The organism is Paenarthrobacter sp. 10N417, from assembly GCF_056394745.1.
The window spans coordinates 124,628-144,176 of sequence record NZ_JBFTIL010000015.1 but is presented as its reverse complement, the minus strand read 5'-3'; the positions used below and the strand labels follow the sequence as shown (position 1 = coordinate 144,176).

19 protein-coding genes are annotated in these 19,549 nt (G+C 61.7%); 5 read left to right on the top strand and 14 right to left on the bottom strand.

Annotation, left to right across the window (positions count from 1 at the left end; all coding sequences use genetic code 11):
• Positions 1-352 precede the first annotated feature (352 nt).
• Positions 353-1,756, bottom strand: coding sequence for an MFS transporter (locus AC1DCM_RS18220; RefSeq protein WP_477519210.1), 1,404 nt, complete (start codon positions 1,754-1,756; stop codon positions 353-355).
• Positions 1,757-2,526: 770 nt separating this feature from the next.
• On the opposite strand from AC1DCM_RS18220, the gene AC1DCM_RS18215 reads away from it, so the two are divergent.
• Positions 2,527-2,781 (top strand): hypothetical protein, encoded by a 255-nt coding sequence (locus AC1DCM_RS18215; RefSeq protein ID WP_477519213.1) that lies wholly within the window; start codon positions 2,527-2,529, stop codon positions 2,779-2,781.
• 25 nt (positions 2,782-2,806) lie between these two features.
• On the opposite strand, the gene AC1DCM_RS18210 is transcribed toward AC1DCM_RS18215, so the two are convergent.
• From AC1DCM_RS18210 to AC1DCM_RS18200, 3 genes are read right to left on the bottom strand one after another with little or no spacing between them, the layout of a single operon-like run.
• Positions 2,807-3,220, bottom strand: coding sequence for a hypothetical protein (locus AC1DCM_RS18210; RefSeq protein ID WP_442017409.1), 414 nt, complete (start codon positions 3,218-3,220; stop codon positions 2,807-2,809).
• Positions 3,220-4,116, bottom strand: a complete 897-nt coding sequence (locus AC1DCM_RS18205) for a TIGR01777 family oxidoreductase (RefSeq protein ID WP_477519212.1) — start codon at positions 4,114-4,116, stop codon at positions 3,220-3,222. The genes AC1DCM_RS18210 and AC1DCM_RS18205 overlap by 1 nt, the downstream gene beginning before the upstream one ends.
• A complete protein-coding gene (locus AC1DCM_RS18200; protein ID WP_477519209.1) occupies positions 4,116-4,778 on the bottom strand; it encodes a TetR/AcrR family transcriptional regulator in 663 nt (220 codons plus the stop codon). Before AC1DCM_RS18200 ends, AC1DCM_RS18205 begins: the two co-directional genes overlap by 1 nt.
• Before the next feature lie 291 nt (positions 4,779-5,069).
• Between AC1DCM_RS18200 and AC1DCM_RS18195 the strand changes: the two genes are divergently transcribed.
• On the top strand, positions 5,070-5,780 hold the full coding sequence (locus AC1DCM_RS18195; protein WP_477519208.1) for a queuosine precursor transporter: 711 nt from the start codon (positions 5,070-5,072) through the stop codon (positions 5,778-5,780).
• 33 nt (positions 5,781-5,813) lie between these two features.
• Here the strand turns inward: AC1DCM_RS18195 and tgt are convergent, their stop codons facing one another.
• From tgt to AC1DCM_RS18170, 5 genes are all read right to left on the bottom strand, one after another.
• A complete protein-coding gene (gene tgt, locus AC1DCM_RS18190) occupies positions 5,814-7,130 on the bottom strand; it encodes a tRNA guanosine(34) transglycosylase Tgt (RefSeq protein WP_477519207.1) in 1,317 nt (438 codons plus the stop codon).
• Between the two features lie 47 nt (positions 7,131-7,177).
• Positions 7,178-7,888, bottom strand: coding sequence for an SRPBCC family protein (locus tag AC1DCM_RS18185; protein ID WP_477519206.1), 711 nt, complete (start codon positions 7,886-7,888; stop codon positions 7,178-7,180).
• A gap of 91 nt (positions 7,889-7,979) precedes the next feature.
• A complete protein-coding gene (locus AC1DCM_RS18180; RefSeq protein ID WP_477519205.1) occupies positions 7,980-8,987 on the bottom strand; it encodes a DUF6707 family protein in 1,008 nt (335 codons plus the stop codon).
• Between the two features lie 110 nt (positions 8,988-9,097).
• A complete protein-coding gene (locus AC1DCM_RS18175) occupies positions 9,098-9,637 on the bottom strand; it encodes an NUDIX hydrolase family protein (protein WP_442017403.1) in 540 nt (179 codons plus the stop codon).
• A 77-nt stretch (positions 9,638-9,714) separates the two neighbouring features.
• On the bottom strand, positions 9,715-10,428 hold the full coding sequence (locus AC1DCM_RS18170) for a hypothetical protein (protein WP_442017402.1): 714 nt from the start codon (positions 10,426-10,428) through the stop codon (positions 9,715-9,717).
• 81 nt (positions 10,429-10,509) lie between these two features.
• Between AC1DCM_RS18170 and AC1DCM_RS18165 the strand changes: the two genes are divergently transcribed.
• Positions 10,510-11,133, top strand: a complete 624-nt coding sequence (locus AC1DCM_RS18165; protein ID WP_442017401.1) for a YdeI/OmpD-associated family protein — start codon at positions 10,510-10,512, stop codon at positions 11,131-11,133.
• 1 nt (position 11,134) lies between these two features.
• Here AC1DCM_RS18165 and AC1DCM_RS18160 read toward each other — a convergent pair whose 3' ends face one another.
• The 4 genes from AC1DCM_RS18160 to AC1DCM_RS18145 form a co-directional block, all read right to left on the bottom strand.
• Positions 11,135-12,301, bottom strand: a complete 1,167-nt coding sequence (locus AC1DCM_RS18160; RefSeq protein WP_442004674.1) for an ABC transporter ATP-binding protein — start codon at positions 12,299-12,301, stop codon at positions 11,135-11,137.
• Positions 12,298-13,899, bottom strand: coding sequence for an ABC transporter permease (locus AC1DCM_RS18155; RefSeq protein ID WP_442017400.1), 1,602 nt, complete (start codon positions 13,897-13,899; stop codon positions 12,298-12,300). The genes AC1DCM_RS18160 and AC1DCM_RS18155 overlap by 4 nt, the downstream gene beginning before the upstream one ends.
• Before the next feature lie 4 nt (positions 13,900-13,903).
• Positions 13,904-14,962: an iron ABC transporter substrate-binding protein gene (locus tag AC1DCM_RS18150; RefSeq protein WP_442017399.1), complete on the bottom strand. Its 1,059-nt coding sequence runs from the start codon at positions 14,960-14,962 to the stop codon at positions 13,904-13,906.
• A gap of 183 nt (positions 14,963-15,145) precedes the next feature.
• Positions 15,146-16,303 (bottom strand): glycoside hydrolase family 76 protein, encoded by a 1,158-nt coding sequence (locus AC1DCM_RS18145; protein WP_442017398.1) that lies wholly within the window; start codon positions 16,301-16,303, stop codon positions 15,146-15,148.
• Between the two features lie 91 nt (positions 16,304-16,394).
• On the opposite strand from AC1DCM_RS18145, the gene AC1DCM_RS18140 reads away from it, so the two are divergent.
• Together AC1DCM_RS18140 and AC1DCM_RS18135 are read left to right on the top strand one after the other, a co-directional pair.
• The gene (locus tag AC1DCM_RS18140) at positions 16,395-17,243 is read left to right on the top strand and encodes an SDR family NAD(P)-dependent oxidoreductase (RefSeq protein ID WP_442017397.1); all 849 of its coding nucleotides are present in this window, start codon (positions 16,395-16,397) and stop codon (positions 17,241-17,243) included.
• Positions 17,243-18,514 (top strand): acyl-CoA dehydrogenase family protein, encoded by a 1,272-nt coding sequence (locus tag AC1DCM_RS18135; RefSeq protein WP_442017447.1) that lies wholly within the window; start codon positions 17,243-17,245, stop codon positions 18,512-18,514. Before AC1DCM_RS18140 ends, AC1DCM_RS18135 begins: the two co-directional genes overlap by 1 nt.
• Positions 18,515-18,541: 27 nt before the next feature.
• Here AC1DCM_RS18135 and AC1DCM_RS18130 read toward each other — a convergent pair whose 3' ends face one another.
• Positions 18,542-19,369, bottom strand: coding sequence for a DUF1684 domain-containing protein (locus AC1DCM_RS18130; protein WP_442017396.1), 828 nt, complete (start codon positions 19,367-19,369; stop codon positions 18,542-18,544).
• Between the last annotated feature and the right edge of the window lie 180 nt (positions 19,370-19,549).

Below are 19,549 nucleotides of genomic sequence, written 5' to 3'. Positions count from 1 at the left end.
AGGGCTGGTACAACCGCCGCCGACCCAACCGCCGCGCCGGCGGCCTCCCACCCGCCACAGCCCACGCAAACCACCACACCACCGCCCAGCAACCCCTGGCCGCCTAACCAACAACAACGAGAACTGTCTCAAAAACTTGACGAGCGCAGCAGGACGTTCTCTCACGTCGTGTGCCGTTTGGCAGGACGTTCTCTCACGTCCCGCGCCGTTTGGCAGGACGCTCTCTCACGTCCCGCGCCGTTTGGCAGGACGCTCTCTCACGTCCCGCGGCCGCCGGGTTAACGTTGCGAGGCCCGCTCTGCGCCCCTCGGAGTGACCAAAGAGCGCAGAACGGGCCTCACAAGCGGCAGGGTTAGGCCTTGGCGAGATCCTTCTTGTCCTCGTCGGCGTCGCGCGAATCAGAGCCTTTCGCGGCGAATGCGCTTCCCTGCTCGGCGTCCAAGTGCGTGGCCTTCTTGTTCTTCAGCGCGAAGATGTACACCAGCAGCGAGATGAAGATCGCGGCAGTCACGTAGGTGAAGAACATGTCCACCTGCCCAGCCTTCTGCAGAGCGGCGCCTATCAGCGGGACCGTGCCACCGAACAGCGAGTTCGCGATCGCGTATCCAAGACCAACACCCAGGGCGCGGATCGATGCCGGGAAAAGCTCAGCCTTCACCAGCGCATTGATCGATGTGTAGCCACCCACCATCAGCAGACCGCCTAGCATGAGCAGGAACGCCATTAACGGATCCTTGGTTCCGGACAGCGTGGAGAGCAACGGCCACGTGAACAGTACGCCCGTGACCCCGAACCAGATGAGCAGCGGTTTGCGGCCAATCTTGTCCGAAATCAAGCCATAGACCGGCTGCAGCAGCATGAAGATGAACAAAGCCCAGAAGTTGATGACGGAGGTATCGGTCTTGGCGATGCCGGACGTATCGTTCATGAACTTAAGAATGAAGTTGGTGTACGTGTAGAACGCCACCGTGCCACCGAGCGTGATGCCAATGCAGATGAGCAGCGGCTTCCAGTGCTTCGTGAACAGCAGCTTCATGGTCCCCGGCTGTGCCTCGCCATCAACCTTCACGTGCGCGGCGCGGAGCTGATCCGCGGACAGCGTTTCTTCCATGGAACGGCGAAGCCAGAGGACAACCAATGCAGCCACGCCACCGATCGCGAAAGGAATCCTCCAGCCCCAAGCAGTCAGGTCTTCCTTGCTCATGGTGTTCTGCAGGATCACGAGCACCAGGAGGGCCAGCATCTGCCCGCCAATGAGTGTTACGTACTGGAAGCTGGAGAAGAAGCCGCGGCGCTTGGCAGTGGCAGCCTCAGACATGTAAGTGGCGCTGGTGCCGTATTCGCCGCCGACTGAGAAGCCCTGCACAACCCTGATGAAGACCAACAGGATCAATGCCCAGAGCCCAATCACGTTCTGGGTTGGCAGTACCGCGATGGCGAACGAACCGGCCGACATCATGGTCACACTGAGGGTCAGCGCAGCCTTGCGGCCCTTGCGGTCGGCGTAGCGGCCGAAGAACCAGCTGCCGATTGGACGCATGAGGAACGACGTCGAGAAGACCGCCATAGCTTCGAGGCCAGCCTGCAGATCGTCCGAGGAGTTGAAGAAGTGCGACTGGAAATACGCCGCGAAAACCGTATAGACGTAAAGATCGAACCACTCCACGAGGTTGCCCGCGGAGCCTTTGAGGATGTTGCTCACGGCCTTGCGTGTCTGTGCGGCCTCGCTGAGGGGCGCAACTTGTTGGGTGCTCATCAATGAACCTTCCTGGACGGCGCCTGCGATGGCAGCCGTGTCTTACATGAGTTCGTTCTGTCCATGAAGCTCTTGCTCATGGCGTCCTTGCGCATGGCTCTTCGTCGACTAAGAAAGGTCCTCCATGGGTGAAGAGGACATAATCCAAACTATTGGTGATGCAGGGCACAGCCAACGCCGGAAGCGATTTCCTAACACTTCCTTAGGTTTCGAGGCCCCTGAACGCCCTGAACAGCCTGAACGCACGACGGCGGTGCGCGGCTTTTGCTTTGATCCCGCCTTCGCGCTGTGGTCCCTTCCGGATGTTCTCTCACGTCCTGACCGCTTTCGGCGGTTCCTCTGTCACGTCCTGATCGGTTTGGGCGGATGTTCTCTCACATGCTGACCGCTTTCGGCGGATGCTCTGTCACGTCCTGTTTCCTTGCTGCGGACAAGAGCGGATCGCGGGGTTACTGTTCAGGCATGGCGACTATTTCTCAGCCATCCCCGACCCCTCGGCTCACCTTGAGGAGGCTATTCGGAAACCTGCCCCTGCCGCCGGGCCAAGTGACCGGAGTGGCCGTGATGTTCTTTCTCGGAAGAACTAGTCCGCGGTCCTTGCCCGGCCCTGACCTGCTTCACCGGATGGTGGGTTCCGGGCTGCTGGTGATTGGCGGTGGGCTGAATGCCTGGGCCTTGGCTGAACGAGGTCGCCGCTCGACGGGCAGTTTCAATTTGGAGAGGCTGAGGAACTCGTGACAAGCGGCCCTTATGCATTGACCCGCCATCCTATGTACGTGAGGTGGTGGCTCATCCATTTGGGCGCGGGGACACTCGCCGGTTCATCATGGGTGGTGGTGACCCTGCCGGTCGGAATGCTCATGGACCATTTGGGCGTGCTGCGTGAAGAGGCTGGCCTTTGGGCGGCCCTACGCGGAATACGAGAAAAGGGTTCACCGCTACCTAGGCACAAGATCACGACGCCGATGACCGCTCGTGCACTGCGGGATGTGAAAGAACGTTGCCCGGAAAGCGTCGGGATGTGAGAGAACGTTGCCCGGAAGGCGGTGATTATGTGAGAGAAGGCAGGTCGTTGATCCGGACGATTTTCCAAACGGAAAGGCGCGCGATTCCTGCAGCGACGGCAATGCTCAAGGGAAAGGCCCATGCTGAGGGATTCCAAAACCCTCCGAAGGGGACACTCACAAGAGCCGGGGTCGCAAAGAAGGCAGCGACATGAATCCATTGATTTCGGATGCGTCGCAGTGCCAGGCCCAACAGTGAGCCGACCGCAGCAGCGGCTCCCCATGTTGGCGGGGCACTGAAGGCGAACAAGACGACGCCCCATGCTGGGTTTGATAGGGCTAGGAGGACGCCAAAGACAAGGTGTGACATCAAGATCCCGATGATCAGGGCCTTCCAGCCCAAAACCACTCGATCCTTTGGTCCGTAGATCCAGACTTCCGAACGGGCGGTCAGACTCATCACTTGCCCCCCGCGATCGCGTTGAGCGCGCCGCTCAGAGCCGGATAGGAGAAGGTGAAACCCGCATCGACTAACTTCCGGGGTTCGACCCACCGGCTCTTCAACACCAGTTCCGCCTGTGTCCGGATGAGGACAGCTCCGGCTTCGAGCAGCCAAGCTGGCGTCGGGAGTCCAAACGGGACACCTATACTCTGCCGAATAAGCGAATTCAGTTCGCGGTTATCCACGGCATATGGCGTTGCTGCGTTTACTGGACCAGTAAGTGCAGACTGCCCGTGGACAAATGCCACCGCGCGGAACAGATCCTCCACGTGAATCCAGCTGAACTTCTGCGTGCCCGGCCCCATCCGCCCACCTAAACCAAGCCGGGCCATAATCCGCAGAGGAGTCATCACGCCACCGCCCGGACCGAGGACGATCGCAATGCGAAGGGGAACCTTTCGAGTGCCCGGAACATGGGCAGCAGCCAACTCGTCCTCCCACGCACGGGCCACGTCTACAGAGAACCCGCTGCCCAGCTCACCCGATGCTTCAGATTGTGGGCCGTCCTCCGCATGCCGATAGATCGTGCCAGTGCTGGCGTTGATCCACGTCCCAGGCGGGTAGGCGCATCGAGCAACGGCTCGACCCAGGACACGAGTTGTCAAAACCCGGGAGTCCACGATCTCCCGGCGGTTCCGGTCGTTGTAGCGGCAATTCACGGATCGTCCGGCGAGGTTCACCAGCAGTTCGGCGCCGTTCAGCACCTTGGCGATGGCGCCGTCGTCGTTCCATGGAGCATCAGTTGAAGCATCCCGCCCGACCGTCCGAACTTGCCAACCCTCAGCAACAAAACGATGCCTGAAGTAGGTGCCGATGAACCCGGTAGCGCCCGCAAGTGCCACTGTCCGCTCCATCACGAGCCTTCCTTCACGCTGCGGACGAGTCCCAGAACGTCGTCGAATACCTTGCCGACGCCAGGAATCTTCGCCAGCGACAACCCCCTCGCTACCAAGGGCGCGGCACCGTCGATCAGTTTCCGCGTTCGGCGTTGGCCCTCGGATTTGTCGTAGACCCAGAAAAGGGCGACACCCATATATGCAAGCCACAGCAGCTCCGGTAGATCTTCGCGCAGTTTCTTGGCGACGGCGGGGGAGGAACCGTCGACGGCGGACCGGAAGATCGCAAGCGAAGCCTCGCGGGCGGCGGTGGACGCCTCGCCAAATGGATTGACTGGCGACGTCGGCCGGATCGCGGTTGCGATGAAATCTGAGCCGAACTGGTGATAGGGCGCCATGACGTCGACGCCCGTGTGCAGCACGGCTTTCAGTCGACCGGCGAGATCGTGGACGTCGTTGAGAACCTGTGCCGCAACCTCCGCATGCTCGTTCTGGACTTGGATATACAGCTCCTGGACGAGCTCATCCTTGGAGGCGAAGTAGTAGTAGGCATTGCCGACGGAAACTCCCGCCTCCTGTGCAATCGCGCGCATGGTGGTCTTCTCGAAGCCGATTTCACGGAACATTCTTAGTGCGACGTCGGCTACAAGCTGCCGGGTCTGTTCGCTTTTTGTTGCCATGGTGTTGCTCCTCGAACCGAGTTTTGAACGTGTTCAATAACGAGTATAGCTGCATATTTGAACACGTTCAGAAAACGTCCGGAAAGGAGCCGGTCAGGATGTGAGAGAAGATCGGTGGGAACCGGTCAGGATGTGAGAGAAGATCGGTGGAAACCGGTCAGGATGTGAGAGAGCGTTGGTGGGTGGGACAATAAAGCTGGTGTCGGGCTGAGCCCCACCAACAACAGTGCTAATACAGCCGGGTGCCTGAACCAACAGCGCCCGCGCGAACCACTACGAAATGGATGACCCATGCCCTCGCCTTCCGGCTCCAGCACCCTGAGCAAGCCTGCACCCCGCTTCGCTTCGATCGGATCCCCGTACTTTGGCATCATGCTCGCCATCATGGCCGTGGTGCTGATCCTGTCCAATATCGGCGCATCGAAGGGCGTCGTGCTTGGTCCGATCATCACTGATGGCGGATTCTTCCTGTTCCCACTGGCCTACATCCTGGGCGACGTCATGAGTGAGGTCTACGGCTTCAAGGTGGCACGCAAGGCCATCATTACCTCCTTCGCTCTCTCAGCCTTCGCTTCACTCTGCTACTGGGTGATCATCGTGCTGCCTGGCTTCACGGATGAGTACGGAACCGCCAAGCAGGCAGCCATCGAGGGCGCGCTGGGCCCGGTCCCGCAGATCGTGCTCGCTTCGCTTCTGGCCTTCCTGGCCGGTCAGACCATCAACTCCTGGATTCTGGTGAAAATGAAGGAGCGCACGGGCGAGAAGACCTTGTGGGCGCGGCTCATGGGTTCATCCGTTGTGGGCGAATTCGTGGACACCTTGATCTTCTGCAGCATCGCGGCCTCGGTCATCGGCATCACGGACTTCGGCATGTTCGCCAACTATGTCCTGGTGGGCTTCGTCTACAAGACTGGCGTGGAGTTCCTGTTCGTCCCGATCACGGTGTTGGTGGTCGGCTATATCAAGAAGCGTGAGCCGAGCTACGGGCCAGTCGCAGCCTAGGGAACCCCGCGAGACCTGCCACGCCAACCACAGCTAGGAGTAGTACCGGCCCAGCGTCTCCGCCTTGAACTCGAAGAAGTCCCCGGACTCGATGGCCAACCGCGCATCGTCCACCATCTTCACCACGAAGCGCTCGTTGTGAATGGAGATCAGAGTGGCCGAGACCATTTCCTTGGCCTTGTACAGATGGTGGATGTACGCGCGCGAGTAGTTTCCGCACGTGTAGCAGTCGCAGCCGTCCTGCAGTGGTCCGAAATCGGCCTTATAGCGCGCCCCGGAGAGGTTGAACCGACCGGACGGCGTATAGAAAGCTGAGTTTCGGGCCACGCGGGTTGGTGAGACACAGTCGAACGTGTCGGCCCCGTTCTCGATTGCCGTGAAGATATCGTCCGGCTCGGAAATGCCCAGCAGGTGCCGTGGCTTGTCCTCGGGGAGTTCCTCGTTGCACCAGCGCACAATCGTGCCCAGGTTTTCCTTCTCCAACGCACCACCGATCCCGTACCCGTCAAAAGGCATTGCCCCCAGATCCTGGCAGGCCTTTCGGCGCAGATCCTCGTACTGCGCACCCTGGATCACCCCGAACAGGGCCTGGTACGGCTTCCCGACTCGGGAAACAGTCAAACGGGCATGCTCTTCCAAGCACCTCAGGGCCCAGAGACGGGTCCGTTCCAGCGACTCCTCCTGGTAGGCCCGCGAGTTCTGCAACGTGGTCAGCTCGTCGAACGCGAACATGATGTCAGCCCCAATCTGATGCTGGACCTGCATGGAGATCTCGGGGGAGAAGCGGTGTCGGTCCCCGTTGAGGTGCGACTTGAACCACACGCCGTCGTCATCAATGTGCGCCAGCCGTTCCTTGCCTGGCGCCACCGCATCATCAGGGCCGGAAGTGTCCACATTCTTCATGTCGATGACCTTCTTGAACCCCGATCCCAGGCTCATCACCTGGAATCCGCCGGAATCCGTAAACGTCGGGCCGGACCAATTCATGAAGGCCCCCAGCCCGCCAGCGGCGTCGAGGATCTCAGGGCCCGGCTGCAGGTACAGGTGATAGGCGTTGGCCAGCACTGCCTGCGCACCGAGCCCGGCAATGGACTCGGGCAGCACGGCCTTGACTGTTGCTTTGGTTCCGACGGCGATGAACGCGGGCGTCTGGATGGTTCCGTGCGGCGTGGTGATGGTTCCGGTCCGGCCCAGGAAAGTGCCGCCATTGGCTTCGATCAAGGCGTCCGACGGCGAACACGTTTCGGTCAGGCGCTGGCCCACCGAAAACGAGAACTCGGTTTGCCGTGAAGAAAGACCCGGCAAGGCTGTGGACGGAGGAGACGAGGGCAGGAAAGCGGAAGCTGGCACGCTAACAAGTGTGCCAGCTTTACCCCGGGTAACCTGCGGAACCCTTCCTACGAGCTGTAGTTCTCATCCTTCCACTTGTCCCAGGATGACCTGATATCCGCCAAGGTGTGGGCCCCCAGATCGTAGGTGGAGGCAATCACCATGGAACCGCCGTCGGGCCTTTTGTCAGGGATCGGCAGTTGCTCGGCAACGATCAGCAATCCATCGCCGTGCTCTGCGTAGCTGTGAACAGTGAGCCCCACCTGGTGCCGGCTCTTGAACCAGACCTTGCCCGAAATCTCTTCACCGGTGGAAAGTTTGAGCGAATACTCATCCCCGACCGGCGGGAGGTCGCCAAGCCCCAGCTTTTCGATGGCGAGGCCACCACTTCCCGGAAGGGACACGAAGTGGGTGCGCCGTTGACCATGGGGGTGTCTCTCGAGGGCGAAACGGAGTTGTTGAAGGAAGGTCAGCCAGCCCTGCGTGATGTCCTCGTCCCATTCCGCCCACTCGGAGTCATGGTCCAGCGCGGCGCGGGTGACTTTGACTTCGGTGCCGCCGGAAACAGGGTGGAGCTCAAACTCATCCCCGGCGTGGACAGTCAGTTTGGTGTGATCCGCATTTTCCACAACATCCGGGTGAAAGTAGATCTGTTTGATTTCATCGGCGAGGTCATCGGCTTCCCATCCGTGCCATTGAGCCACCAGGGAGGGTTCGCGCAGCATTGTCCAAACCTGCTGCGCGTCGGCATTAATCACAACGCTCAGATTGTTCGTCATGGCCCCGAATCTACCGCCGTTCGCGTCCGTAATACAGGTCTTGAAGTTTACAAGTGCCGGGACTAGGCGGCTGCATCAGGACACCGCTCCTTCAGGCCCGCACAGCATCCAGTTCCATGCCGATGCGCCGGCCCAGTTCCTCTTCTCCGAGGGTCTCGGATCCACCGTGGGCCCGCAGGAACAACAGCGACTCCAGACGGAGGAACCGCCAGTCGCGTTCGGCTTCATGGTTGCCGTTATCGATTGCGCGGAAGATTTCCTTGTCGTACAAGTTCGGTTCGTTCAGGGCGCGTTGGCGGACCTTCGCGGCGATTCGGGCCTTGAAGGGGTCCGTTTCCTCCGACTCGTGGGCGCGCAGCAATTTCTCGTAGACGGCCGCGCGTTCGGTCTGTCCGCCCTCCCGGCAGATGAAGCTGGAGAGCGCCAGCGCGCGTTCGATCGACGCCCAGCGATCGGGGTTGCCGTCAAAGGGAAGCACGTTCAGGAGATCCGCCACGGCCAAGGCGTTGTCCGGATCGCGTAGCACAATGCAGAGATCGAACGCCAGGTTGCTGAGGTCCCGAAGGCAGCTGCCGGATTTGGTGTTGATGCCCTTCGCCAACCTCTCGGCGAGCACCTGAACGCCGTTCTTGCCCTTGTGATTGGCGACGGCGGCCCGCACTACGGCTTCAGGCGTTCCGGCCGGCTCGGGGATCAGCGCGAGCTCTTCGGGGACAGGCGTGGTAACCGCAGGCGGCGTTTCCGGGCGTGGGGGAACGACGACGGCGGAACCCGCTGCTGCGTCAGAGTCGCCTTCCAGCGAGGTGCTGGACTCCGCGTCATCTTCAGATTCAGGCTGGCGGACGGCGGCTTCGGGTGCGGCCGAGCCAGCCGAAGCTCCGTCACCCACTGGCACACTGGAGCCAACAGCGATCCGCACCGTCCCGCCGTCGACCCTTGTCACCAGCAGCAGCGCGGGAACGCCATAATCATCGTTCTGGACCTCGACGCTGCCGATCTCCTCGGCAGGCCCGTCTCCGGGCAGGAACACAAAGTCTCCGGGTTGCAGGTCCCCAGCCTGCTTTTCGCGGTATTGCTGTGAGGCTGGGCTGTGAGTCATCGGAAGTCCTTTGGTTCTCTTGCGGTCCGCCGTCCAGTCTACAAACTCCAGCCGCCGCAGGACGCGGGACCCGCTAAAGGACGATGCCGAACTATGGGACTATGCCCGAACTAGAGGACGATGCCCGAGAAAGCCAGCGCCTGGCGCACGAGGTTGCCGCGGCCGCCCTCGAACTCCTGCTGAACGTCGTCACCCAGGACTTCCTGCGGCGTCATCCACGTGAGTTCCAGGGCGTCCTGGCGCGGTTCACATTCGCCAGTGACGGGGATGATGAAGACCAACGACACCGCGTGTTGACGGTCGTCGGTGAAGCCTGTCTGGGACGGTGCGGGGAAGTATTCGGCCACCGTGAAGGGAACGGGGCTGATGGGCAGCTGCGGGAACGCGAGGGGGCCGAGGTCCTTTTCCATGTGCCGCAGCAGGGCTGCCCGGATGGTTTCACGGTAAAGGACGCGGCCGGAGACGAGGTAGCGAACCATGTTGCCGTCGGCGTCGCCCTGCAGGAGGGAACCGACTTCATTGACGTACCCGAGCGGATCCAGGCGAACGGGGACTGCCTCCACGTAGACCATGGGAAGGCGGCCGCGGGCTTCGAACAGGTCTTCGTCGGAAAGCCAGCCTGGATACGGGTCGGGTGTACGTACGCTCATGGTTAAGTTCTACCGCATCCCCAGCCGAAGTTTGGTGGCAGCGGCGCCGTGGCTGCGGGGTTACGCTCTCGGCTGTATTACGCGGCCGGGACTGGTGACTTCTCCACGACAACCGACGCCGGCGCCGCGCCGCTCACAGCATCCGGGTTGGCGACGTACAGGACGTCTTCGGTGATCCTGGCCTCGATGCCCGCAGCCTTGAGGCGCTCCAGCAGTGGTTCCAAATCGCCGTCGTACTCAAACGCGAGGTCCCCGTTGGTGGCGTCCGCACCGTGGATGATGCGCAGTATGCCGCCGTTCTTGGTGGTGAAGGTCGCCGATTCGTCGTCCTCCGTGCGTGGCCGGGCTCCGATGTTGCGCAAAACATTTGCGGAGAACGCCACCAAAGGGCTCACCCACGTCCCTGCCACCGTGAGTGCTGGGTCGGCATCAGTGGATGTGGCCCAGCTGCCATCTGCTGCCCGTCGCGCGGGGAAAGCAAAGAACTCGAAACCGTCATCGGCCGAGATCCGCACCGTGGGCCCGTAGGAGGCCTCATGGAGCTCTGCTTGGCTGCCCTCTTCCTCAGTACGGCGTGCGAACTCCTCCATATTCCCTACCTCCACACTGAAGATCGTGTAACCATCCAGTGGGTGGCCGTGCTCCAGCCGGCCCATCGCGAGGCGACCCGAGCCGGCGTCGAACTCTTGCCAGTCGCCGTCGTCCACCGTCTTCACCAAACCCAGCGCCTGCAGCAGCGTGGTCCACTGCTCAAAGTGCGATGTGTAGTGGATGGGGCGGGCTCGCAACATGGGTCCTCCTGGGCTGGCTTCGCTGGCACTCCGGCTTCTGACCTCCACACTATGCGGTCGGGTTTGCCGCAGAATGAATCCATGCCCATCGAGCTCGAAGAATTGATCGTCAAGGACGCGGCCGAATGGCGTGCGTGGCTTGAGGCGTACGCTGCCGACAGCCCGGGTGTGTGGTTGGTCCTGCATAAAAAGGGTGGGAACGTCACGGAGCTGGATTACGACGCCGCGCTGGACGAGGCGCTGTGCTTCGGCTGGATCGACGGCCAATCAAAAAGCCGCGACGCCGACAGCTACTTCCAGCGCATGACACCCCGGGGGCGCCGGAGCATCTGGTCAGCACGGAACGTTGGGCATATTGCCCGCTTGGACCAGGAAGGCAAGATGACCGCCGCGGGATGGGCCGCCGTCGACGCCGCCAAAGCCGATGGGCGTTGGGAAGCTGCCTACGCCGGTCCTGCGGATTCCGTGGTTCCTGATGATCTCGCTGCTGCCATCGCCGCTGTCCCGGAGGCACAGGCCATGTTCGACGTCCTGACGTCCCAGAACCGCTTCGCCCTCATACACCGGACCAACCTGGTCAAAAGGGCAGAGACGAGGGAGCGGAAGATCGCTGGTTTCGTGGAGATGCTTGCCCGGCACGAGGCGCCATACCCGCAGAAGAAGCGTCCGGCTTCGGAGCCCAGGCAGGCTTCCCAATCCGGATAGCTCAGGCCTCGGGTGCGAACGCCACGCCTTCGCCCACGACGCGAAGGCAGAGTTCGGTGCCAGGCTTGGTGATGGAAGCGTTCCAGTGTCTGATGGTGATGATCTCTCCTCCGCCGGGGTAGCGGTGGCCATTTCCGGAGAGCACGCCGTCAGCCGCGGTGTAAGCGCCGAGCCGTATCCGGACGGTCGTTTCGGGACCGAAGTAGTCCGTGTCTACAACGACGCCCCGGATCGGGCCGTCGGGTGCGATGCGTATCTGCTCCGGGCGGAGCATGAGCTGCACTTTGCCCTGTGCTGGTGGCCGGCGGACGGGAATCCCGCCGAGTGAACACGTGGCCAGGGACCCTTCCATCCAAGCGTCCAGGATCACGGCGTCGCCGAGGAATTCGGCCGTCGCGCGGTCAGCTGGCCGCGTATAGACCACGAATGGGTTGCCAATCTGCGCCAGTTTTCCTCCGCGCATGATGGCCACTTGGTCGGCAAAGGAAAGAGCTTCGGCTTGGTCGTGCGTTACGAGGATGGTTGTGACGCCTGCAGCGTTGAGCACCTTGGCCACAGCCCGGCGCGTAGCTACGCGGAGCCCGGCGTCGAGAGCCGAGAACGGCTCATCCAGCAACATGAGCTCCGGTTCGCGGGCCAGGGCACGTGCCAAGGCAACGCGCTGTTGCTGGCCGCCCGACAACTGGTGCGGACGCCGCTTCGCCATGGAGCCGTCCAAGGACACCATTTCGAGCAGTTCCTGGACGCGGGAAGCAACGGCCCGGCGGCCGCCGTCGAGCTTTCCGGAATCCAAGCCAAAAGCGACGTTCTGTCCCACGGTCAGGTGCGGGAAAAGCGCTCCATCCTGGGCGACGTATCCCACCTGCCGTTTGTGCGCAGGGAACCACACTCCATTGCCCGCAACCGTTGAGCCGTTCAGGGAAATGGTCCCGGTGTCTGGGTGCTCGAAGCCTGCGATCAAGCGAAGCAGCGTGGTTTTGCCGGAGCCGGAAGGACCCACAATGGCGGTGGTTCCGCCCTTGGCCACGGAAAGATTGACCCCCTTCAGCACAGCCTGGGAACCGAAATTCTTTGTGACCTCAGAGATGTCCAAGTGCGTGTTGGTGGTGGGCACAATGGACGGCGCCACGCGGGGTGACGGGAGCCTGGGTGGGGATTGTTCGGTCACTGTCCGGCCACTTTCTTGGACTGTTGGAAAAGAAGGTAGGTCATCGGGGCGGAAAGCACGATCATCAGCAGCGCATAGGGTGCGGCGCCTGTGTAGTCGATCTCGCTGCTCTTGCTCCAGAACTCTGTTGCCAGGGTGCGGGTTCCATTGGGCGAGAGAAGGAGGGTTGCCGTGAGTTCATTGACGATGGCCAGGAAGACGAGTGCGGCACCACCTGCCGCAGCCGGCGCCGTGAGCCGCAGGGTCACACGGAAGAAGGACACCATCGGAGCTTTGCCAAGGGATTGGGCGGCTTCATCGAGCTCTTTAGGTGCCTGGGCCAGCCCGGAGCGGATGTTGACCAGCGCCCGGGGAAGGAAGAGCAGGACATAGGCGGCAACCAACACGCCGGCACTTTGGTAGATGCCGGGAACTGCGCGGATGCTCACGGTGACGAAGGCGAGGCCCACCACGATTCCGGGCAGGGAGCTGGTGACGTAGTTGGACAGTTCGAGCATCTTGCTGAACCAGCTGGGATGCCGAACCGCCAAGTAGGCCATGGGAAAGGCAACGATCGTGGTAACTGCTGCACCGGCAGCCCCGTACAGGAGGGTCTGCAGCAGCGCGGGCATGAATTCGTCGGCGGCCCATACCTCAGCACCTCCGGCAAAAAGCCAGCGCAGGACGAACCAGACAGGAAGCCCAAACGCCAACCCTGTCAGGGCAAGCAAAGCGAGCTGCGCCGGAGCTTGGTATCCGCCCAGAGGCGCCCGTGTTGCTTTGGCCTGGGCACCTGAGCCAATCCGGGCATAGCGGGCGGTGCCTCGGCTCTTGACTTCGGCAAGGAGAAGAAGCAGGCAGAGGAAGACCAGGACGCTGGCCAGCATGTTTCCAGCGGCACCGTTGAACGTCGACTGGAACTGGACCATGATCGCCGTCGTGAAGGTATCAAAGCGGATCATTGCGAAAGCGCCGTACTCCGCAAGGAGGTGCAGGGCGACCAGCAATGCACCTCCGGTCATTGCGATACGAAGCTGGGGGAGCACCACTCGGAAGAACACGGCCCAGGAACCCAAGCCGAGCGACGCGGCGGATTGTTCGATCGCCGGATCCAAGCGCCCCAGCGTGGCGGCGGCGGGAATGTAAACCAAAGGGAAATAGGAGAGGGTGGCGATCAGCACGCCGGACCAGATGCCCTCCATGGAAGGTACGGCCGATACCCACGCGTAACTGTTGACGAAGGCGGGAATGGCAAGCGGTGCCGCTAGTGCAACGGCCCACCAGCGGCTCCCTCGCAGCTTGGTGCGCTCAACCAGCCAAGCGCCGCCCACCCCAAGAATGAGGCACAACGGCACCGTCAAGACCGTCAACATGATGGTGTTCAACAGCAGTTCGCCCACGCGGGGGCGAACAATGAGTTCGACGGCGGTGTCCCAGCCTGTCGTTGCCGTCATGAAGATGACGTAGCCCAAGGGCATCAGGGAAAACAGCGCGATCAACACCGCCAGCAAGGACACCGTGGAAACGCCGAATGGCGGGCGAGGGCGTTTGCCCTTGCCCGCCGTCGTCGTGCTCCCTGCCGACTGTGGAATGTCGGGAGCCGAAAGATCAGTGATCACAGAATTACAGGAGTCCTGCCTTGGTCATCAGATCGGTGACCTTTGTGGAGTTCAGCTTGGCCGGGTCAACGGTGGGTGCCTGCAGCTCCTTGATGGGCACAAGCTTGTCATTGGCATCTACCTGCGAGGCGATGGCGTACTCGAACGAGGTACCGGTCTTCAGGATTTCCTGTCCCTTCTTGCCGGTGATGAACTTCAGGAATGCCTGGGCATCCGCTGCCTTCTTGGACGACTTCAGGACACCGCCACCGGAGACCGAAAGGAACGCGCCCGGATCCTGGTTCTTGAAGAAGTACGGTGTGACGTTCTTGGAGTTCTCGCCGGTCTTGGCCTGGTCGCCATAGTAGTAATAGTGGTAGATCAGGGCGGCGTCCACTTCACCAGCGTTGACGGCCTTCATGGCCGTGCTGTTGCCCTTGTAGGCTTTGAAGTTTTCCTTCATGCCCTTGAGCCACTCTTCCGTGGCGGCTTCGCCCTTGAGTTCGAGCAGCGCTGCGACGATCGCCTGGAAGTCAGCACCGGACGGTGAAGCGGCCCACTTGCCCTTCCACTCCGGGTTCGCCAGGTCCAGCATCGACTTGGGCAGCTTGTCTTCGCTGATCTTGTTCTTGTCGTACACCAGGACGGTGGAGCGGGCTGCGATGCCGGTCCACTTGCCCGTGGAAGGACGGAATTCAGCGGGGACCTGGTCCAGTGTGGCCTTGTCTACGTCGGCAAACAATCCGGCATTCTCAACCTGCGCCATTGCGGGGGAGTTCTCTGTCAGGAATACGTCTGCCGGAGAAGCTGCACCTTCCTGGACAATCTGGTTGGAAAGTTCGGTATCCGAGCCCTGCCTCATGGTGACCTTGATGCCGGTTTCCTTGGTGAAGGCGTCCACCCATTCCTGGGTCAGGCTCTCATGCTGCGCGTTGTAGACCGTGATGCCTTCGCCCGAAGCAGCCGCATCCGACGGCGAACCGGAGGCGGCAGGCGTGCTGGCGTTGGAGCCACAGGCGGTGAGGCCAAGGGCGGCGGATGCGAGCAGGGCGATGCCCGCCAGCGCGTTTTTGGAGAGCTTCATAAGGGCTTCTTTCTGCGAACAAAGACACAGAGTGCCAAGCTTTGGGCTTGTTCCGTGTGAGCGGGAAGGTTTGGGGGAACCCGCTGAGAAAAGCGTAGGTTAGGCAAACCTATGCTTCCAAAGCGTGAAGGGCTTATGTGACAAGGATCACAACAATTACGTAACTGTTGCGTGCCCTAATTGCTAGCTCGCCAGCGTGGCTGCCGCCTCCAGTGTCATCCATGCCTGCAGTTGGGTGGAAAGCTCGACGGCGGTCCCCGCTGGATACGTCTCCCTCGCCGGGCGCAGGGGGTTGGGGGAGAAGGTGGGACCCGGATACTTGGGATCACTGGTGGACTCCCAGCGGCCATCCCAGAAGGCCCCGGCTGTGCTGAATACAAGGCCTCTGGCTGCCTTGCGCGTGGTTTCCGGGAGGCGCTGATCCCTCGCGGCGAGTGCAAGGTAACGGATCAGGATGCCGGTAAAGAGGCCCCCATCCCCGGTTCCATCACCGTGAATTACTTGCGTGCCGGGCACCGTGAGCTCCCTCGCAACGGCTTCGACCAGATGGGCGGCGCGGTCCAGGTTCTCCACTCCGCCCAGTTCCAGGAGTGCCCCAAGGATTGGCCCTTGGTTGTAGGTGTAGATCGCATCTTCGAGGATTACTTGCCCCTTGCGCAGCCGTAATCCGTCGAGATAAAGGCCTCGATCGGGGTGAAGGAGCTTACCGTTCAGCCAATTCACCAGGGCTTGAGCCCTCTCACGGCGATCGGTTCGTGCGAAGTAGAGGGCCACAGGGGCCGTTGCCGGGGTGTTCTTGAAGTCCCTCTTGGTACTCCAGAATGTTCCGCCACCCAGGTCGTCCGTGGAGGCTGAGTCGAATTGAAGCGTCAGCTTCCGGCGGATGTATGCATTCCGGCGACGTCCGGGCTTTCGCGTCTCCTCGGCCAGCTTTTCCAGCCGGAGCGTGGACAATGCCAGCCAGGCCATGTCGTCGTAGTAATCGTTGACGTACCGGAAGAAGTTTCTGAACCGCATGGTGGTGACCAGCCGGGAAGCGAGCCGTCCCGCGCTCGGGCGGGAGTCGCCGTCGAACCTCGTTTTGGTGGCCAGTTCCCTCCGACCCGTGTCCACCAAGCAGTCGACGTAGTGCGCCTGCCACCAGTAGTGCCATGGACCGAGAAGGCTGCGGATGCCGCGGAAGGGGATGCTGATAGCGCCGATGTGGGTGCCTGGGAGGAAAAGCAGCCGTCTGCCGAAGGCCCGTGTGACAGAACGGGCGGCCTCATCTGCGCGAATGGCCCACATTGCCGCCTCCGTTGCGGGTGGTTGCTGGCCGGCGGGATTGCTTTCGGTGGGCATGGAACCAGCCTATCGGGGGCCCAAGGTGCGCCGGATCACAATTCCAGTTAACATGCATTAACGGATTTGAGTTCTGCATCAAGGAGGATGGATGGACATCAAGGGCACGGTCGCGCTGGTCACCGGCGGTGCGTCAGGCTTGGGCGCGGCAACCGCTAAGCGCTTGTTCGACGTCGGAGCGTCGGTGGTGTTGGTGGACCTGCCAAATTCTGCAGGGGAGGATTACGCGGCGGAGTTGAACACCATTGGCTCGGCGGCTGGCTCGAACGGAGCTGGCTCGAATGCCGCGGGTTCCGCTGCTGGGGACTCAGTTCCACGGGCTGTCTTTGCCCCCGCAGACGTGACCAACGAAGCCCAGGTCCAGGCCGCCGTCGACGCCGCCGCTTCTCTGGGAACCCTGCGGATCGTAGTTAACTGCGCAGGCATCGCGACGCCGGGCAAGGTCCTGGGCCGTGAGGGTGTCCTGCCCCTCGAGGCATTCAACAAAGTCATCCAGATCAACCTCGTTGGAACCTTCAACGTCATCCGCCTGGCAGCTGCAGCCATGGTGGAAAATGAGCCGGTCACTACCGAATTAGGCGGCCCGGAACGCGGAGTCATCATCAATACGGCGTCCGTCGCCGCTTTCGAAGGGCAGATCGGCCAGCCAGCCTATGCCGCATCCAAGGGTGCTGTTGCGGCGATGACACTGCCCCTGGCGCGCGAGTTCGCCCGCTCCCTGATCCGGGTTGCTACCATTGCCCCCGGCATCTTCGAGACTCCGATGATGGCCGGATTGCCCCAAGCTGCCCAGGAGTCGCTCGGCCAGCAAGTACCCCATCCTGCGCGGCTCGGCCGCGCGCCCGAATACGCCAATCTTGCCGCCCACATCGTCGAGAATGCGATGCTGAACGGCGAGACGATCCGGCTGGACGGCGCCATCCGCATGGGCCTGAAATGATGGGGGACTACAGCGGAGGGCCGGCTCCCGCGGGTTCGGGGCGCTACATACCGGCGTCTGTGGCGGACCTGCCCAAGGCCGACTTCTTCGACTTTGAGTCTCTCCTGAGTGTCCAGGAACAGCGGAAACTCAACGAGCTCCGCTCCTTCCTTGCCGCCGAGATCGCGCCCTACGCCGGACAGTGGTGGGACAAAGCCGAGTTCCCCGAACACATCCTGCCCAAGCTCGCGGCCCTCCGGCTCAGTGCTCCCGCCCAGCGCGGCTACACACATTTGTTCGCCGGGCTGGTCATTGCCGAGATGACACGGGTGGACACCTCCATCGCGACGTTCTTCATGGTCCATCATGATCTCTTCGTTGAGTCGCTCTACGACTTTGGCAGCGATGTCCAGCAGGACAAATACCTCGACGACGCCTCAAACCTCCGCACAACGGGCGCCTTCGCGCTCACCGAACCAGAGCACGGATCCGACGTCGCGGGCGGTATGCAGACAACAGCACGCCGTGTGGAAAGGGCGGAGTCCGACGGCGGCGATTACTGGGTGATCAACGGCGCCAAGCGCTGGATCGGCAACGGGACGTTCTGCGACTACATGCTGGTTTGGGCCAAAGATGAAAGCGATGGTGCTGTACGAGCATTCATTGTGGACGCCTCACTACCGGGTATCACGCGGAGCCGGATAGAGAACAAAATTGCCCTGCGGACAGTGCAGAATGCCGACATTCTCTTCGAAGACGTCCACGTCACGGAATCAGACCGTTTCGCAGGAATCAGCAGTTTCGCGGACACGAACCACCTCCTGCGCGGCTCACGGATCATGGTTGCCTGGCAGGCAGTCGGCCAGCAGTTGGCAGCCTTCGATGTCGCACGGCAGTATGCGGTGGAACGACTGCAGTTCGGTAAACCCCTTGCCCGGTTCCAGCTGATCCAACAGCACCTGGTGGACATGCTCGGCAACGCCGTGGCCAGCATGGGAATGATGGTGCGGATCGCCCAACTTCAGGAGGGCATTTCCCGCGACGCACAAGGTGCCCGGCACGGCGGTGCCGACATGTCACAGGTGGCTCTGGCAAAGGCCTACTGCAGTGCACGCATGCGTGAAAGTGTGGCCTTGGGACGCTCCATCCTGGGCGGAAACGGTATCGTCACCGACTACAAAATTGCCAAGATCTTCGCCGACGCTGAGGCCATCTTCACCTACGAGGGCTCATACGAGATCAACTCATTGATCGTGGGCCGTGCAGTAACGGGTGTCTCTGCGATCGTCTAGCCAGCCGCTGTCCGGGTTCCCGGCGCTTTACTCCTGAGGGATCTTTTCGCCAGCCTCAACGCGGACGTCGATGGAATTTCCGCGGACCGGCATCGGGCAGGTGCCATAAGGGGTAAAGGCGCTGGGGTAGTTGATGGCGCGGTTGAAATCGATCACCACAGATCCATCAGGGCGTGGGCGGGGAATGAAAACCTTCCTCCACTCGTCCGTGGTGTCGCCGTTGGTTTCATCATGGAAGGTCACGTTCAAAGCGCCGAGTTTCTCTTCCTCAGCATGGAGTCGAACTTCATGGGCAACGCCAGGAACCCGGAACACCACCTCCCCGACCGAACGATGAACGCCGTCCACCAAGGGGTTGGCCGTTCCGATGGGTACATCCACCGGCTGGTCATAGGGTTCGAACCGACCCTGAATCACCCAGTCCGGGTTGTAATCGTAGGTGGGAACCCCAGTGAAGTCCGTAAAAACAGGCGAGCCCGCATCTCTGGTCCGGATGGCATACTTGTCCGCCCGCATCGCAAGCTCCACCACCACCTGCTTGCCGTCTTCGCCGCCGTACTGCACCCACATCAGGGACTCTTCATCCTGCAGGGTTGCCGTCACGGTGCCATCAACGCTTTCGCCGGTTTCAACGAGGGTCAGGCCGTCCTCGCTGGTGGCCGTGAGGGTTGCAGTCCTGCCATCCGTTGACCACAGGCCCGGGGCAAACTCGACTTCTGCCGGCTCCGACTCGAGCCACTGAAACGATGTGAGCGTCAGCCAGCCGTGATCCGAGGCCAGTGCTGCATTTCGAGACGCTCGGAACCGCTCCCAACGGGCAAGCTGGGCATCTGTTGCAGTGGTGGGCGAGCTCATGATTCTCCTCGTCAGATGTGAGCCACGGTTGGGCGGCTTTGCAATCTCCTCAACTATGCGCCGCACCGGTGCATTCCCGGAAGCGTGCAGCATTGAGCGTGGAACCCCGACCATGCGTCCGGATGCGTGCAACCCTATGCGTGCAACGATGGGCCGCGCATCGTGTGCACGGCCCATCGT